Annotated in this window: 14 protein-coding genes; 7 read left to right on the top strand and 7 right to left on the bottom strand. The window is 67.7% G+C overall.

What is annotated here, in order from left to right; genetic code table 11:
* Window positions 1-74 precede the first annotated feature (74 nt).
* Window positions 75-1103, top strand: a complete 1029-nt coding sequence (locus ACW173_RS15030; protein WP_492080800.1) for a serine hydrolase domain-containing protein — start codon at window positions 75-77, stop codon at window positions 1101-1103.
* Here ACW173_RS15030 and ACW173_RS15035 read toward each other — a convergent pair.
* A complete protein-coding gene (locus ACW173_RS15035; RefSeq protein WP_492080801.1) occupies window positions 1100-1597 on the bottom strand; it encodes a CinA family protein in 498 nt (165 codons plus the stop codon). The two genes, ACW173_RS15030 and ACW173_RS15035, sit on opposite strands and share 4 nt — an antisense overlap.
* A gap of 137 nt (window positions 1598-1734) precedes the next feature.
* Between ACW173_RS15035 and ACW173_RS15040 the strand changes: the two genes are divergently transcribed.
* Window positions 1735-2253, top strand: a complete 519-nt coding sequence (locus tag ACW173_RS15040) for a hypothetical protein (RefSeq protein ID WP_492080802.1) — start codon at window positions 1735-1737, stop codon at window positions 2251-2253.
* On the opposite strand, the gene miaA is transcribed toward ACW173_RS15040, so the two are convergent.
* Entirely contained in the window at window positions 2240-3115 is an 876-nt protein-coding gene (gene miaA, locus ACW173_RS15045; RefSeq protein WP_492080803.1) for a tRNA (adenosine(37)-N6)-dimethylallyltransferase MiaA, read from the bottom strand. The genes ACW173_RS15040 and miaA overlap by 14 nt on opposite strands.
* A 155-nt stretch (window positions 3116-3270) precedes the next feature.
* Here miaA and serB point away from each other — a divergent pair, with 155 nt between their 5' ends.
* A complete protein-coding gene (gene serB / locus ACW173_RS15050; protein WP_492080804.1) occupies window positions 3271-4140 on the top strand; it encodes a phosphoserine phosphatase SerB in 870 nt (289 codons plus the stop codon).
* Window positions 4137-4814: an HAD family hydrolase gene (locus ACW173_RS15055; RefSeq protein WP_492080805.1), complete on the top strand. Its 678-nt coding sequence runs from the start codon at window positions 4137-4139 to the stop codon at window positions 4812-4814. Before serB ends, ACW173_RS15055 begins: the two co-directional genes overlap by 4 nt.
* On the opposite strand, the gene ACW173_RS15060 is transcribed toward ACW173_RS15055, so the two are convergent.
* Window positions 4811-7147: a putative bifunctional diguanylate cyclase/phosphodiesterase gene (locus tag ACW173_RS15060; protein WP_492080806.1), complete on the bottom strand. Its 2337-nt coding sequence runs from the start codon at window positions 7145-7147 to the stop codon at window positions 4811-4813. The two genes, ACW173_RS15055 and ACW173_RS15060, sit on opposite strands and share 4 nt — an antisense overlap.
* Before the next feature lie 7 nt (window positions 7148-7154).
* Window positions 7155-7772, bottom strand: a complete 618-nt coding sequence (locus ACW173_RS15065) for a cupredoxin domain-containing protein (protein ID WP_492080807.1) — start codon at window positions 7770-7772, stop codon at window positions 7155-7157.
* 194 nt (window positions 7773-7966) lie between these two features.
* Between ACW173_RS15065 and ACW173_RS15070 the strand changes: the two genes are divergently transcribed.
* From ACW173_RS15070 to ACW173_RS15080, 3 genes are all read left to right on the top strand, one after another.
* The gene (locus ACW173_RS15070) at window positions 7967-8845 is read left to right on the top strand and encodes a DUF3034 family protein (RefSeq protein ID WP_492080808.1); all 879 of its coding nucleotides are present in this window, start codon (window positions 7967-7969) and stop codon (window positions 8843-8845) included.
* Between the two features lie 13 nt (window positions 8846-8858).
* Window positions 8859-9359, top strand: a complete 501-nt coding sequence (locus ACW173_RS15075) for a group I truncated hemoglobin (protein WP_492080809.1) — start codon at window positions 8859-8861, stop codon at window positions 9357-9359.
* 68 nt (window positions 9360-9427) lie between these two features.
* Window positions 9428-10528 (top strand): Mrp/NBP35 family ATP-binding protein, encoded by a 1101-nt coding sequence (locus ACW173_RS15080; protein ID WP_492080810.1) that lies wholly within the window; start codon window positions 9428-9430, stop codon window positions 10526-10528.
* A gap of 58 nt (window positions 10529-10586) precedes the next feature.
* Here the strand turns inward: ACW173_RS15080 and ACW173_RS15085 are convergent, their stop codons facing one another.
* From ACW173_RS15085 to ACW173_RS15095, 3 genes are all read right to left on the bottom strand, one after another.
* Window positions 10587-11885: an outer membrane protein transport protein gene (locus tag ACW173_RS15085; protein WP_492080811.1), complete on the bottom strand. Its 1299-nt coding sequence runs from the start codon at window positions 11883-11885 to the stop codon at window positions 10587-10589.
* A 227-nt stretch (window positions 11886-12112) separates the two neighbouring features.
* Window positions 12113-13018: an SDR family NAD(P)-dependent oxidoreductase gene (locus ACW173_RS15090; protein ID WP_492080812.1), complete on the bottom strand. Its 906-nt coding sequence runs from the start codon at window positions 13016-13018 to the stop codon at window positions 12113-12115.
* A 743-nt stretch (window positions 13019-13761) separates the two neighbouring features.
* A complete protein-coding gene (locus ACW173_RS15095) occupies window positions 13762-14907 on the bottom strand; it encodes a glycosyltransferase (RefSeq protein ID WP_492080813.1) in 1146 nt (381 codons plus the stop codon).
* Window positions 14908-14947 lie beyond the last annotated feature (40 nt).

Consider the following 14947-nt stretch of genomic DNA (forward strand, 5'->3'; position numbering starts at 1 on the left):
TGAAATCAAGGAGCGTGTGAGTGTTCGGACGGCGCGAATTCTTGGCCGGAGCGGCCGCCCTGAGTCTTGTTGAAATGGGTCTTGTTGAAAACGCATCGGCGGCGGTGCTGTCGGGAGGCGCGGCGGACAAGGCGGTCGACGCTTTCCTCAAGACCCAGCCGTTCCAGGGCGTGGCGCTGATCGGCAAGGCCGGCAAGCCGATCTACTCTCGGACCGTCGGGTTCGCCGATATCGAGGCGAGGAAGCCCGCCACGCTGGACGCGCCCTATGTGATCGCCTCGATCTCCAAATGGCTGACTTCGACGGCGCTGCTGAAGTTGGCCCAGGCCGGGAAGCTCGATCTGGACGCGCCGATCACGACCTATCTGCCCGACTATCGCGCCGATACGGGCGGCAAGGTCACGCTGCGCCGGCTGATGACCAACACCAGCGGCGTGCCGAACGGCTTTTCGACGTGGACCAAGGCCAATCCGGATCCCGATCTCTTCAAGAAGAGCTTCACCACCGCGCAAGCGGTGAAGCTGTGGTGCTCGGGCGACCTTGCCTTCGAGCCAGGGACCAAGTTCGACTACGCCCTGACCAACTGGGTGATCATCACCGCGATCATCGAGGCGGTGACCGGCAAGACCTATGCGGACGCGATGATGGAGTTGCTCATCGGGCCGCTGGGCCTGACCCGCACCACGCCGGTCGATCCGCCCAACATCGCCGCTTCGTATCGGACGTTGGAGCCCTTGGTCCGCCAGTCGAACGACCGCTTCCCGTTCTTCGCGGCCAGCGGTGGTTATGTCAGCACGGCGGGGGACCTGCTGAAGGCCGCGCACGCGATCTTCGATGGAAACTTCCTGCCGCCGGACCGCAAGAAGCAGCTGCTGACCGTCGGCTGGCCCGACCAGGACTATTCCCTGGGCGGCCGGGTGAAGACCCTATTCGCCGACGGCATGCCGCGCGTCTTCGCCTGGGAGACCGGCAGGGCGGCGGGCTATCGGTCGGTTCTGGGTCACCGCTTCGACGACCAGACCACCGTCGTGCTGCTGAACAATACCAGCATCACCCAGAGGGCGATGGACGAGTTCGCCTACAACCTGTTCGCGACGGTCTAGGCGTTGGGCTGGGATTCCAAGGTCTGGGCCAATTGCTCCAGCGCGAAGGCGGCGAAAGCCCGCATGTTGGCGGGGCGGTGGTCGCTGCCGGTCTCGAGCGTGGCGCTGACCGAGGCCTCTTCGCCGACCACGGCCGAGCAGCAGTGGCCGGGCGCGTCGCCATAGCGGTTGCCGTCCGGCCCGGCCGCGCCGGTTTCCGACAGACCCCACGTCGCCTTCAGGTTCTTGCGGGCCACGCGGGCCAGCATCACGGCATAGGGCTCGCTGGCCGAACGCAACCCGTCCATGGCCTTCTGCGGGATGTCCATCAGAGTCAGGCGCGCCCGGGCCGTATAGACGACCGCTCCGCCGACATAGAACTTCGACGCCCCCGGCACGGCCAGCAGCGCCGCCGAGATCAGGCCGCCGGCCGAGGATTCGGCGATGGCGACGGTCTCGCCCCGGGCGATCAGGCGCTGGGCGACGCGTTCGGCGAGGGCGTTGAGGTCGGACATCGGGCTTCTCTCGGACTGCAATGACGCGACCTCCCATAGGGCCAAGGCGCGGGCCTGCAAACCCGCGTGATCAACGGCTATCGCCAAGATTGAGCGGACGTGCTCATCATGGCCAAGCTCAACCCCCGGAGATCTCCGTGCTGCTACAGGACGCCCCACCGCCCGCCGCGACCGCGCCCGCCGCGCCTCCGCCGCCTCAACTCCAGAAGCTGGCGCCGGTCTCCCAGAAGGCCAGGCCGCTCACCCTGGCCAAGGGCGGTCGGACCGAGAACGTGGTCGTGCGCTACCAGATCTTCCTGCGCACCATCGCCAAGCCTGGCGCGGCGCCGGTTGCGCCGGAGGGCGTCACGGTGTCGGCGATCCCCTGCGTCTGGACGGTGGAGTCCTATCTCCAGCGCGAGCTCTGCTTCTATTCGATCACCGGTCTGCTCGGATGCGAGGAGGGCGCCACCAAGCCGCTGATGGCCGTGGAGAACGGTCAGGCCGACCTGCCCGCCGACACGGCCTGCGAAGTCTACGCCAAGCCGGTGACGGCCGCCGAGGACCGCGTGATCGCGGCTCTCGACCGCATCAAGGATCAGATGTTCGACGAGGATTACCAACTCGCCGTCAAGCCGCGGCTGATCCGCGGCGGCGCGACCGTCACGGAACGCTGATCCGCTCCCAGTCCGGCGTCTGGTTCCTGAACCAGGTCAGCTGGCGCTTGGCGTAGCGGCGGGTCTCCTGCCGGGCGGCGTCCAGGGCCTGGTCCAGCGTGGTTTCGCCGCGCAGATGGGCGGCGAACTCGCGATAGCCGACGGCCTTGAGGGCGGGGAGGGACGGATCCAGGCCCCGCGCCTCCATGGCCCGCACCTCGTCCAAAGCGCCTTGCTCGACCATGACCGACAGGCGTGCGTCGCAGCGGGCGTAGAGGTCCGCGCGCGGCGGATCCAGCACCACGCCCGTCCAGCCGCCCGGCGCGATGGCCGGCTTGGTGTCGGTCTGCCAGGACGTCAGCGACTTGCCTGTGGCGATGGCCACGGCGTGGGCGCGGACCAGCCGCTGGCGATCGCCGGTCTCGATGCGGGCCTCGGCCTCGGGATCGAGCGGTTTCAGGATTTCGCGGAACTCCGCCTCGCCACGAGCCGCGTAGAGCAGGCCGGAGATCTCGCGCTGGGTCTCGGATACCGGCGGCACGTCGGCCAGGCCGTGGGTCAGGGCGCGGAAATAGAGGCCGGTGCCGCCGACAATGATGGCCGGACGGCCGCGCGCCTCGATCTCGGCCAGCACCTTGATGGCGGCTTCCTGCCAGCGGCCGACCGACCAGCCGACCGCGGCGTCGACCACCTCGAACAGGTGGTGCGGCGCGCGGGCGGTCTCATCGGGCGGGGGGGCGGCGGTCAGGACACGCAGGCCGGCATAGATCTGCATGGAGTCGGCATTGACGATCTCGCCGCCCGTCTCTTCGGCCAGACGCAGGGCGTAGGCGGATTTACCGCTTGCCGTGGGGCCGGCGATCAGTGTGATCTGCGTGGACAATCTCTGGTCGAGCTCGCGGTGGGAGATACGAATGCACGGACATTCCATGAAACGCGGCCTTGGCGCCATCCTGATGACGGTCGCCGCGCTCGCTTGTTAGCGTTCCGCGCCTCTCGGGGTTGACGTGGCGGCCGGGGTCCAATAGCCGCCACGCCATGCTGGCCATCACGCTCGTCTCGTCCGATCCTTCCGCTCTGAAGACGGCGCGCGCCGCCGTCGTGCACGCCTTCCCGCAAGCCGCTGAGGTGGCGCTGGGCGAGGGCGCGATCGACCTGCTGGTCGAGGGCCAGGTCGCGGCGACCAAGGCGATGGTCGTCGGCGCCGTCGCGGAGCTGGCGGTCGACTTCGCGGTCCAGCCTAACGCGAACCGCAAGAAGCGCCTGCTGATCGCCGACATGGACTCGACGATCATCAATGTCGAATGCCTGGACGAACTGGCCGACTTCGCCGGCGTGAAGGAACAGGTCTCCGAGATCACCGAGCGCGCCATGCGCGGAGAGCTGGCCTTCGAGGGGGCTCTACGCGAGCGGGTCGGCATGCTGAAGGGGCTGGGCGTCGAGGCGCTGCAGAGCTGCTACGACCAGCGGGTTCGACTGAACCCCGGCGCCGAGATCCTGGTCCGCACCATGGCCCACCATGGCGCGCGCTGCGCCCTGGTCTCGGGCGGCTTCACCTTCTTCACCAGCCGGGTCGCGCAGGCGGCGGGCTTCCACCTGAACCGCGCCAACACCCTGATCGAGCTGGACGGCGCGCTCACGGGGCATGTCGGCGACCCGATCCTGGGCAAGGAAGCCAAGCTGGCCGCCCTCAACGAAGAGACGGCGGACCTGGGCCTGACGCCGGCCGACGCCCTGGCCGTGGGCGACGGGGCCAATGACCTGGCGATGATCGAGGCCGCGGGCCTGGGCGTCGCCTACCGCGCCAAGCCGATCGTGGCCGCTCAGGCCCACGCCAAGGTCGACCACACCGACCTGACGTCCTTGCTCTACTTCCAGGGCTACACGACCGAGGAGTTTTATAAGTGAGCTTTCCCCGCCGGGTGGACGCCGTCGTCTTCGACATGGACGGCCTGCTGCTGGACACCGAGATCGTCTACCGCGCCGCCATGATCGAGGCCGGTGACCTCTTCGGGATCCAGTTCACCGGCGAGACCTACGCCTCGATGGTCGGCAAGACGACGCCGGAGTGCGGGGTCATGCTGTGCGACCTTTATGGCGACCAATTCCCGGTCCAGGCCTATTTCGAGCGCGTCTGGGCCGACGTCGAGGACCTGCTGGCCGGCGAGACCAAGCTGAAGGCCGGGGTTGTCGAGATTCTCGACTACCTGGACGACCTGGGCCTGCCGCGCGGTATCGCCACCTCGAACGGCATGGTCGCGGTCGAGAAATATCTGGGCCGCTTCGACCTGCTGCACCGTTTCAACGCGGTGGTCGCCCATCATGACGTGACCAGGCACAAGCCCAACCCGGATCCCTACCTGCTGGCCGCTGAACGCATCGGCGTCGATCCGGTCCACTGCCTGGCCTTGGAAGACAGCCACCCTGGCGTCCGCGCCGCCCACGCGGCCGGCATGATGACGGTGATGGTGCCCGACATCCTCGATCCCAACGAGGAGATGCACGACAAGTGCGTCCACATCGCCGACAGCCTGCACCACGTGCTGGACCTGTTGAGGGCGTCGGTGGAACAGGCGGCTTAAGCGCTCTTGCGCGTATCGTCCCGCGCCGGCAGGTCGATCGACCATTCGCCCAGGAAGTCGACCAGCTTGTCCAGGCCCATGGGCTTGGCGATGTGATAGCCCTGGGCCAAGTCGCAGCCCATCAGTTGCAGGGCGGCCAGGCCTTCGCGGGTCTCGACGCCCTCGGCGGTGACCTTCATGCCCAGGCTGTGGGCCAGGTCGACCGTCGACTTGACCAGCAGGGCGTCCTTGCCGCCAGCCTCCAGGGTCATGACGAAAGCCTTGTCGATCTTCAGCTCGTCGGCGCGGATCTGCTTCAGATAGGCCAGGGACGACAGGCCAGACCCGTAGTCGTCGATCGATACCGGGATCCCGGCCCCGGCCAGGCGATCCAGGACGCCGAGGGCGACGTCAGGGTTGCCGATCACGGCGGTCTCGGTGATCTCGAAGCACAGTCGCGCACCCGAGGCGGTGACCTGGGCGATGGCGTGCTCGGCGAAATCCGCGTCGTCGATCAGGCGGCCCGAGATGTTGACCGACATCAGCACGTCGTGGCCGGCCGCGCGCAGTCGGGCCTGGTCCTCGATCGCCTGGGTCAGGACGTAGTCGGTCAGGGCGCGGATATGGCCGGTTTCCTCGGCCATGCCGACGAAAAGATCGGGGCGGATGAAGCCGCGCGTCGGGTGGTTCCAGCGCGCCAGGGCCTCGACGCCGGTGATCTCGCCGGTGCGCAGGTCGAGCTTGGGTTGATGGTTCAGATAGAGCTCGCCCTTGCGGACGGCCTCCAGCATCTCGCTCATCAGGGACAGGTTCGCGGCCGGATCGCCATAGGCGACGGGGTCGAAGGCCATCAGCTTCTTGTGGGCGGCGCGGGCCTGGTCCAGGGCGATCAGGGCGCGCTCGATCAAGCGACCGGCGTCCAGTCCGTCGATGGCGGTCGCCGCCAAGCCGTGGCTGATATGCACGTCCACCGGTTCACCACCGACCAGGATCGGCGCTTCGAGCAAGGGCACGGTTTCGTCGGCTCGGGCGAGGATTTCGTCCAGATTGTTCGACGCGGTGACCACGCAGAGGATCGACGTCGTCAGGCGGCCGACCAGGACGTTCGGCGCGAACGCCGTGATGCGCTGGCCTAGCTTGGCGACCAGTTCGGTGGCCAGTTCATAGCCGATGGCGGCGCGCACCTGGGGGAAGCGGTCAAAGCCGATGGCGCTGATCACCACCTCGTCGCCAGGCTGCAGTTCGGCCAGGCGCATCTGGATCGCGCGCTCCAGGGCGCGGCGATTGGGCAAACCGGTCTCACCGTCGTGCAGGGCCTGGCGGATCATCTCCGCCTCGCGCTCGCGGATCTCGCCGGCCATCAGGTTGAAGCTTTGCGCCAGGCGGCCGATCTCGTCGCGGGTCGTGACCTCGACCGAGACGTCCTCGCCGCGCTGCAGGCGTCGGGCGGCGACATCCAGGGCGGTGATGGGCTTGGAGAGACCGCGCGACAGGGCCCAGCTGGCGGCGGCCACCAAGGCCGCGCCGATCAGGCCGGCCACGATCACGGCCGCCATCAGGGGGCGATAGGGCGCCATGGCCTTGGCCACTGGATAACGCAGCACCAGGGCCGCGCCGGAGGTCCTGTCCAGGGCGCGGATCGGCTTGACCAGGACCAGGCTGTCGGCGCCGTCGCGCAGCAGGGCGGGCGCGCGCAGCTTGTCGTGCATGGCCTTGGCCACGAAGTCGGCGAGGACCTTATTGACCGGACCCTTGTCGGCGGAGACCCACTGACCGCCGCGCTGGTCGAAGACCTGGGCGTCCAGACCGATAGCCGACAGCGTTTCCAGGGCCTGCATCTCAGGCTCGTCCAGCTTGGCGGCGAAAACGATCCAGCCGGTCAGGGTGGGCGAAAGAATGGGGGCGGAGATCAGCTGATACGGCTTGCCATCGATGGCGAAGACGCCTTGCGCGCCGTCTTCGGCGTCCAGGGCGCCCCACAGCTTTTCGAGGTCCAGGCGGGCCGGGTCCATGCCGACCACCTCGCCGTCGACGCCGATGGTGAAGGCCAGATCCAGGCCCAGGCGCTGGCGCAGGTTGGCGACGGCCGACTCCACGGTCGGGCGGTCATGGGTGGCGACGGCGGCGCGGAAGCCGAAGTCGCGCGACAGCAGCTCGGCGCCGTCGTGCAGGCGTTGGGTGCGCAGGGCCCAGATACGGTCGAACACCGTGCCCGACGCGGCCATCTCCTCGCGCACCGCCCGTTGGGCGTTGCTGGCGATCGCCACATAGACCGTCACCGCCACGAGGCTCAGCACCAGGGCGAAAAGCCCGGCGTAGAGGACGGTGAGCTTGGTCTGGAGGCGCTGGAACATCGGCGCGTCAGCGCCCCGCCGGGGCGCGCAGTTCGACCGCGACCTGTTCGCGGGCCGCGCCGGCGCCCAGGCTGGTGGTCGACAGGGTCTTTTCGTTCTTCATGGCCCGCATGTACGGGTGCCAGACGCTGGCCTTGACCGCGCCGGCCGGGACGTCCTGGATCGTGACCACGCCGTTGGCGTCGGTCTTGCCGGCGTATTGGGTGTCGACCACGCGGATGAAGCCGACCATCTGGTCGTGGATGTTGCAGCCGATCGCGGCGACGCCCGCCGAGTTCATCTTGGCGGTGCGGTTCTCTTCGTGGCCGTACAGCTTGATCTCGAACTTGTTGCCCGCCGAGAACGAATAGACGTGGTGGCGGACCTTATCGAGGTTCGGGAACGAAACGTCCGCGCCGACCGGGACCACCAGCATGAAGGGCGTGAATTGGATGTTCTGCTGCGCCACGCGGTAGGGCCAGGGGAACTTGATCGGTCCCTTGGTCGGCTGGCCGTTCGGATAGACCATGACCACGGCGTCGGGCACGGGCTTGCCGTCGGCGCCGCGCACCGTGACGGTGAAATCACCCGCCAGGGCTGGGCCAGCCCAAAGCATGGCGATCAGAAGTAGAGCTAGCCGTTTCATCAGGCCGTTTCTAGCGCTGGCGGGATGAAATGCACGTTAACGTGTAGCTTGCGTCCATTTGAGTGTGGCATGGAATGCGACACTGTTCCGGGTTTCCGACTTTTACTTGGAAACTCTCTGTAAAAGCTTCGCGGTCACGGTCCCGCTCGTCGGCGCTCGAGTGGGGCTTGTCGCCGGCTCTCTTGGAGAGGGTTATGAAGCGACTTTCGACAGCGGCGTTCGCCGCGAGCCTGTTGGGTGTTTGCGCGCCCGGCGCGCACGCCGGCGAAATCGAGACCGGCGGCAAACTGCTGCTGACCCATGGCGTCAGCACCGTCGAGGGCGGCGCGGGCGGGGGTCTGTCGACCTGGGCCGTGATCGCCGGCGACGAGACCAATCACGGCGTCGGCGGCGAGATCCACGCGACCTATGTCGACGTCAAGGACTATAGCCTGCGCGCCGTCGGCGGCGCGATCGGCTGGCATGACCGCGTCGAGCTGTCGGCTACGCGCCAGGAGTTCGACACCGGCGCGACCGGCGCGAAGCTGGGGCTGGGCAAGGGCTTCACCTTCAAGCAAACCGTGCTGGGCGCCAAGGTCCGGGTGCTGGGTGACGCCGTCTACACCCAGGACAGCTGGATCCCGCAGGTCAGCGTCGGGGCGCAGTACAAGGATAATAATCAGGACGCCATCGTTCGCGCCGTCGGCGCCAAGAAGGACAGCGGCGTCGATTTCTACGTGGCGGCCACCAAGCTGCTGCTGGACAAGTCGCTGGTGCTGAACGGCACGGTGCGCCTGACCAAGGCCAACCAGACGGGCTTGCTAGGCTTCGGCGGCGACCAGAACGACAGCTACAGGCCGCAGTTCGAAGGCTCGGCCGGTTATCTGCTGAGCAAGCGCCTGGTGGTCGGGGCCGAGTACCGCACCAAGCCCAGCAACCTGAGCTTCGCCAAGGAAGACGACTGGATGGACCTGTTCGCCGCCTACGCCGTCAACAAGCACCTGTCGGTCACCGCCGCCTATGTCGACCTCGGCGACATCGCCACCTTCAAGAACCAGCGCGGTTTCTACCTGTCGCTGCAAGCCGGCTTCTAAGGGGACCGCGCCGATGAAAAAGATGTATCTGCTCGCCGCCTTCGCGGCCCTGACCATCACCGGTTCGGCCTTCGCTCAGGACGCCACGCCGCCCGGCGAGAAGCCGGTCGACGCCTACAAGCAGTCCAACGCCAACGCCGGCGCGACGCCGATGACCGACACCAAGGTGTTCGAGGCTTTCCACGGCAAGGACGGCATCGACCGCATCGTCGAGACCTTCGTCGAGCGCAATTTCGCCGATCCCCGGATCAAGGATTTCTTCGCCGCCTCGGACAAGGTCCGGGTCAAGCGGACCCTGAAGGAGCAGTTCTGCTACATCCTGGGCGGCGGCTGCGACTATACCGGCCGCGACATGAAGGACTCCCACAAGGACCAGGGCACGACCAACCGGGACATGAACGCCCTGATCGAGAACCTGCAGTTCGCCATGGACCAGGAGAAGGTGCCGTTCGCCGCCCAGAACAAGCTACTGGCCAAGCTGGCCCCGCAGCAGAAGGACATCGTCGAGCGGTAGGGACCTCCCGGACTTGTAAAAGCCGCCGGTCACGCGGATATGAGGCCCTCCGAACAGGAGGCCTTCCCGTGACCGCAACCCTCGACGACGCCCGCGCGGCGCTGGACCGTATCGCCGATCCGGCGAGCGGGCAGGGGCTGGTCGCCGCTGGCCTGGTGCAGGGCCTCGTCGTCCGCGACGGCCGCGCCGGCTTCATGCTGGAAGTCCCGGCCAGCCAGGCCGCGTCCTACGCCCCGATCCGCGACGCCGCCGAAAAGGCCTTGGCCGCTCTGCCCGGCGTCGAGCAGGCCCAGGTCGTGCTGACCGCCCAGGCCGCCGAGGGCGCGACCCGGGTGCGCAAGGGCGCCAAGGTCACCGAGGATCCGCAGGCCCGCGTGGTCCCGCCGCCGGAAGCGGAAAAGCCCGCCCACGTCCACCATGTGATCGCCGTGGCCTCGGGCAAGGGCGGGGTGGGCAAGTCCACCGTCTCGACCAATCTCGCCGTCGCCTTCGCCAAGATGGGCCTGCGCGTCGGCCTGTTGGACGCCGATATCTACGGCCCCTCGGCCCCCAAGATGATGGGCGTCGATGGCGATCCGCTGTTCGAGGATAATAAGCTGCAGCCGCTGGAGGCCCATGGCGTCCGGCTTATGTCGATCGGCTTCATCGTCGACGAGGGCAAGGCGATGATCTGGCGCGGGCCGATGGCCTCGTCGGCCGTCCGCCAGATGATCCACGACGTGGCCTGGGGCTCGGAAAGCCAGCCGCTGGACGTGCTGGTCGTGGACCTGCCGCCGGGCACCGGCGACGTCCAGCTGACCCTGGTCCAGAAGCTGCGCATCGATGGCGTCGTCTTGGTCACCACGCCTCAGGAGATCGCCCTGATCGACGCCCGCCGCGCCGCGGCGATGTTCGAGAAGACCGCCACCCCGATCCTGGGTCTGGTCGAGAACATGGCCTTTTTCGCCGATCCCTCGACCGGCGCGCCGATCCCGATCTTCGGCGAGGGTGGCGGCGTGGCCGAGGCCGAGCGCCTGAAGACCCCGCTGCTGGGCCGCGTGCCCATCGAGATCGCCGTCCGCGTCGGCGGCGACCAGGGCGTGCCGGCCGTGATCTCCGAGCCCAAGGGCCAGGCGGCCCAGGTCTTCGTCGAGGCGGCCAAGACGCTCTGGAAATCGGTCAGCCACTGACGAAAAAGCCCGCCCGGATCGCTCCGGGCGGGCTTCTCGTTTCAGCGATGCGCCAGCCTTAGAAGCTGAAGCGAGCGCCCGTCGACAGGACGACGGCCGAACCCGTCACGTCGCCGTTCAGGCGGACGGTCGAGCTGGTCGCGGTCAGGTCGGTGCGGTTGATCTTGCTGTCGTCGAAGCTGATGTAGCTGATCGCGGCGTCCAGCTTGATGTTGTCGGTCGCGGCCCAGGTGGCGCCGGCGGCGTACATCATGCGGTCGCCGTCCGGCACGCGGGCGGTGCGGCCGACGTCCGGCGTCGGGGTCGGGTCGTACTGGACACCGGTGCGCAGGGTCAGGCGCGGCGAGGCCTGCCAGTCGACGCCGACGGCGTAGGTGGTCACGTCCTTGTAGTTCTGGACGTTGCTCGTCGCCGAGCCCGGGAAGGTGACGCGGATGGCGTCGAACTCGCCCCAGCCCACGCGGCTGACCGACGCGTTCAGGGTCCACGCATCGTTCACCGCCCAGCGGGCGCCGACATTGGCGATCCAGGGCAGGGTGATCTTGGCCTGGCCGTCGGTGGTGAAGTTGTTGGCGGCCGGGATCGGGGCCAGCAGGCCGGCGACCTTGACCGTGCCGTCCAGCTTCTGGTCGATCTTGCTGCGATAGCTGGCGCCGATCGTCAGGCTCTTGGACGGGTGGATCTGCGCGCCGACCGTGTAGCCATAGGCCCAGCCGTCGCCCTTCAGCGACTGCGAACCGTCGGGCTGCAGCGGCGAGATGTTGGGCAGGGCGTTGGTCAGCTCGGCGTCGGCGTAGAGGGCGGTGACGCCCACGCCCAGGTCGATCATGTCGTTGACGCGATAGGCGATGACGCCGTCGACATTGACCGTGCGCAGCTGCGACTTCAGGGCGTCGTAACGCGTCCAGCTGTCGGCGTTGTACTCGGTGGTGAAGTTGTACGGCGCGGCGATCGAGACGCCCAGGGCCAGCTTGTCGTTGATCCGGAAGGCGACGCCGCCGTTGGGCACGACGCCGTCATTGATCGGGTCATAGGCGATGTCGGAACCGCCGATCGGGGTGGTCACGCCGGCCGGCGGCACCGGGCGGGTGATCGACGAACCGGTGTTGGTGACCTTGGAGTTCACCTGGATCAGGTTCAGGCCGAAATAGCCTTCGCTCTTTTCGATGCCGGCGATCGCGGCGGGGTTCCACCACAGGCTGCCGACGCCCTTGTCGGCGACTTCGCCCGAATAGGCGCGACCGGTGCCGCGCACCGACTGTTCCTGGAGGTAGAAGGCCGAAGCGGAGGCCTGGGAAGCGGCGGCGAGCGCCAGGAGAGCGACGCCGGCGGCGAGGCTGGTACGCGAGAGAGACATTTGACTAGCGACCTTCTTGGGGAGGAAGAGGCCCGCCGAACATCCGTTGGACGCTCGAGGAGCGCCGCCTTTAACGTATCTGCTCAAATAGCGTTGCTATAAATTGTCCTGAGCAGCAATTTTGTCAGTTTTGTTAAAGAAGCGGGACCATGAAGGCCCCGCATCAATCGCTGTTATGTCAAAACTCAACCGCAACTTGGCGAGAATGTGGCAATGCTTGTGCCAGCTTAGCCGCCCGCCATCTTCCGGAAGAACTTCTGGCCCTGCTCGCCGCCGTTGAAGTAGGCCTTCTGGCCATCCTCGGCGGTGATCTTGTCCCAGCTGTCGCGGACCTCCTCGGCCGACAGGCCGCCTTCGCCCAGATAGACGCCTTCGGTCTCGTAGATGCGCGACAGGGCGAAGGCGCCGGCCCCGGCGGTCAGGATCGCGCCGGTCGGCGCTTCGTCCGAGGCCAGGTAGACGACACCCGGCGTGACATATTCCGGGGCCAGCTTGGCCAGCACTTCCGGCGGCATCAGGCCCTCGGTCATGCGGGTGGCCGCGACCGGGCTGATGGCGTTGATCTTGATGTCGTTCTTGGCGCCCTCGAGCTTGAGGGTGTTCATCAGGCCCAGCACCGCCATCTTGGCCGCGCCGTAGTTGCTCTGGCCAAAGTTGCCGTACATGCCCGACGACGAGGTGGTGACGACGATGCGGCCGTAGTTCTGGGCCTTCATGATGTCCCAGACCGCCTTGATCGGCTTGAAGGTGCCGAACACGTGCACCTGCATGACCAGCTCGAAGTCGGCCAGCTCCATCTTGGTCAGGGTCTTGTCGCGCAGGATGCCGGCGTTGGCGATCAGGATGTCGATGCGGCCCCAGGCGTCCATGGCCGTCTGGACCATGTTGGCGACGCCGGCGTCGTCGGTCACCGAGGCGCCGTGGGCGATGGCTTCGCCGCCGAACGCCTTGATCTCCTCGACCACCTTCTGGGCCGCTTCGGACGAGCCGCCCGAGCCGTCGACGCTGCCGCCCAGATCGTTGACCAGCACCTTGGCGCCGCGTCGGGCCAGCTCCAGGGCATGCTGACGGCCAAGGCCGCCACCGGCCCCCGTCACGATCGCCACCTTGCCGTCGAAGCGGATGTCCGTCATGCCCAAGTCTCCCTCAAACGCGTGTTTGGTTTGGCCGTGTTGTGCGGCGCGGGAGAGGGGAGGTCAAGGGCGCAGGCCCTCGACTTCACGCGGCTCGACCGCTGAAGGCATGGAAGGGAAGCAGAGCGCCCGGGCGCCGCCCGGATTTAGGTATGAGTGTTACCGTTTCGACGAAGCCGAGCGCTCCGCGCAGCCGTTATCCGGTGAGCCCTCGACGCGCGGGGTCTTAACCCGCTTCCGAAAGAGGCCCCCGACGGGCGGGCCGGGGCGACGACCCCGGTCCCGGAATACGCGGGCGATTTCAGCCCACGCCTGCCGCGTTCGCCAAGCCTTCGCCGCCAGGGCTTCGTTCCGATGTTTCAGGGAACCTGCGCCTGGATCCGCCGCGAAGGCGAGCCTCCCGAAAGAGACCCGGCGAGCGCTTCCCGCTCGACCACCCCTGACAGCCGTCACGATCGCCGGCCGGACGTCCCTTCCAAGCCGTCAGGTGCGGTTAGTATCGCGGGGGTTTCGAGCGCGGATCATTCAGGTGTGCGTAAAATCGACAAGCGATTGATTTCGCTACCTTCGATGTCGCGAACGCCGAGCATGGACGCCCGCCAATCCCCATAACCACGCATCATTCCCCCTCGTGACGGAATGACGGAAGGTTGGAATGTCCGCTAAGAGGGACAGCGCGGCTGCGGGGGTGTTTTCCGCGGTTACGTCACAAGGTCAGGCGTGGGCCGAGCGCCGGGCCTTAGTTATGCTCCGGCGAAAGCGGGGCCCGTGGATGGCGTCCAGCGGGCCGAGCCGGACGCCAGGACCTCCACGATGAGCGCGGCATAGGCGTCGTTGGTGAGGCTTAGGTCGTAGGCCAGGGCGCGATCGCCCGGCCGGACCGGCGTCTCAACCTGGGCCAGCAGCGCCGCCGCGAGCGCGTCGGGATTCTGGCCATCGAACAGCAGGCCATAGCGGCCCTCTTCCAGCACCAGGGCCGCGTCGCCGGCGAGCCTGGACGCCACCACCGGCGCGCCTGCCGCGAGGGCCTCGAGCAACGCCAGCGACGACGTCTCCCAGCGCGACGGCAGGGCGAACACCGCCGCGCGGCGGAGCCAGGCGAAGACATTGTCGGTCTCGCCCGCGAGGAGGAAATCCTCCCCCAGCCCGGCGGCCTCGGCCAAGCTGGTCAGCCGGGCCTGCTCGGCCGGGGCGCCGCCGCCGATGATCGCCAGCCGCAGGCGTCGCGTCTGACGCGCGCGGCCCATGGCCTCGATCAACAGGTCGAAGTTCTTCTGCGGCCGCAGCCGGCCGATGCCGACCACGACGGGGACCTGTTCCACGAGCCAGGGATGCGGCGCTGGCGCTTGGGCAAGCCGGGCGGCCAGGGCGTTGTCGACGCCGTTTGGCAGCTCGACCGCGCGGCCCGACGCGATGGCCTTGGCGAACAGCGGCAAGCGGCGCAGCGCGCGGCCAACCACGACGATCCGGGCGGCGTCCAGGATCAGCAGCTTCATCCAGGCCAGGCGCGCGCGGCTCTTGAAGCCGTCGTCGCGGGCCACCTCATTGCTGATGCAATAGATGCGGGCGATGTGGCTGAAGCCCTGGCAGGCCAGGAAGGGAGTCCAATGGCCCATGTTGCCCACCGACATCAACGCGCCCGCGGGCTGGCGGGAAAGCCAGACCCGAAGCCGCAAGGCCGCGACACCGCGTCCCAGCACGCCTTCCCGGGGCGCTAGCACCTTCAGCGCGAACGGCCCGCGCGCCGCTTCCTCGGCGAAAAATCCCTCGCCGTAGCCCACCACCAGGGTGGTCGGATGGTCTTGGGCGAGCCGCTTGGCGAAGTCGATGGCGTTGCGCACCACACCGCTGGACCGCAGGTCGTGGACGTAGAGATAGACGTGACGCATGGCGGCCTCCGGCGCGGATGACCAGCGCTACCGCCGTACT

This window comes from Caulobacter sp. ALps2 (genome assembly GCF_058681635.1).

Coding starts and splice junctions, on each gene's coding strand:
- ACW173_RS15035 (WP_492080801.1), bottom strand. CDS start 1,597: ATGTCCGACCTCAACGCCCTCGCCGAACGCGTCGCCCAGCGCCTGATC.
- ACW173_RS15070 (WP_492080808.1), top strand. CDS start 7,967: ATGAAGCGACTTTCGACAGCGGCGTTCGCCGCGAGCCTGTTGGGTGTT.
- ACW173_RS15060 (WP_492080806.1), bottom strand. CDS start 7,147: ATGTTCCAGCGCCTCCAGACCAAGCTCACCGTCCTCTACGCCGGGCTT.
- ACW173_RS15030 (WP_492080800.1), top strand. CDS start 75: ATGGGTCTTGTTGAAAACGCATCGGCGGCGGTGCTGTCGGGAGGCGCG.
- ACW173_RS15090 (WP_492080812.1), bottom strand. CDS start 13,018: ATGACGGACATCCGCTTCGACGGCAAGGTGGCGATCGTGACGGGGGCC.
- ACW173_RS15085 (WP_492080811.1), bottom strand. CDS start 11,885: ATGTCTCTCTCGCGTACCAGCCTCGCCGCCGGCGTCGCTCTCCTGGCG.
- serB (WP_492080804.1), top strand. CDS start 3,271: ATGCTGGCCATCACGCTCGTCTCGTCCGATCCTTCCGCTCTGAAGACG.
- ACW173_RS15095 (WP_492080813.1), bottom strand. CDS start 14,907: ATGCGTCACGTCTATCTCTACGTCCACGACCTGCGGTCCAGCGGTGTG.
- ACW173_RS15075 (WP_492080809.1), top strand. CDS start 8,859: ATGAAAAAGATGTATCTGCTCGCCGCCTTCGCGGCCCTGACCATCACC.
- ACW173_RS15065 (WP_492080807.1), bottom strand. CDS start 7,772: ATGAAACGGCTAGCTCTACTTCTGATCGCCATGCTTTGGGCTGGCCCA.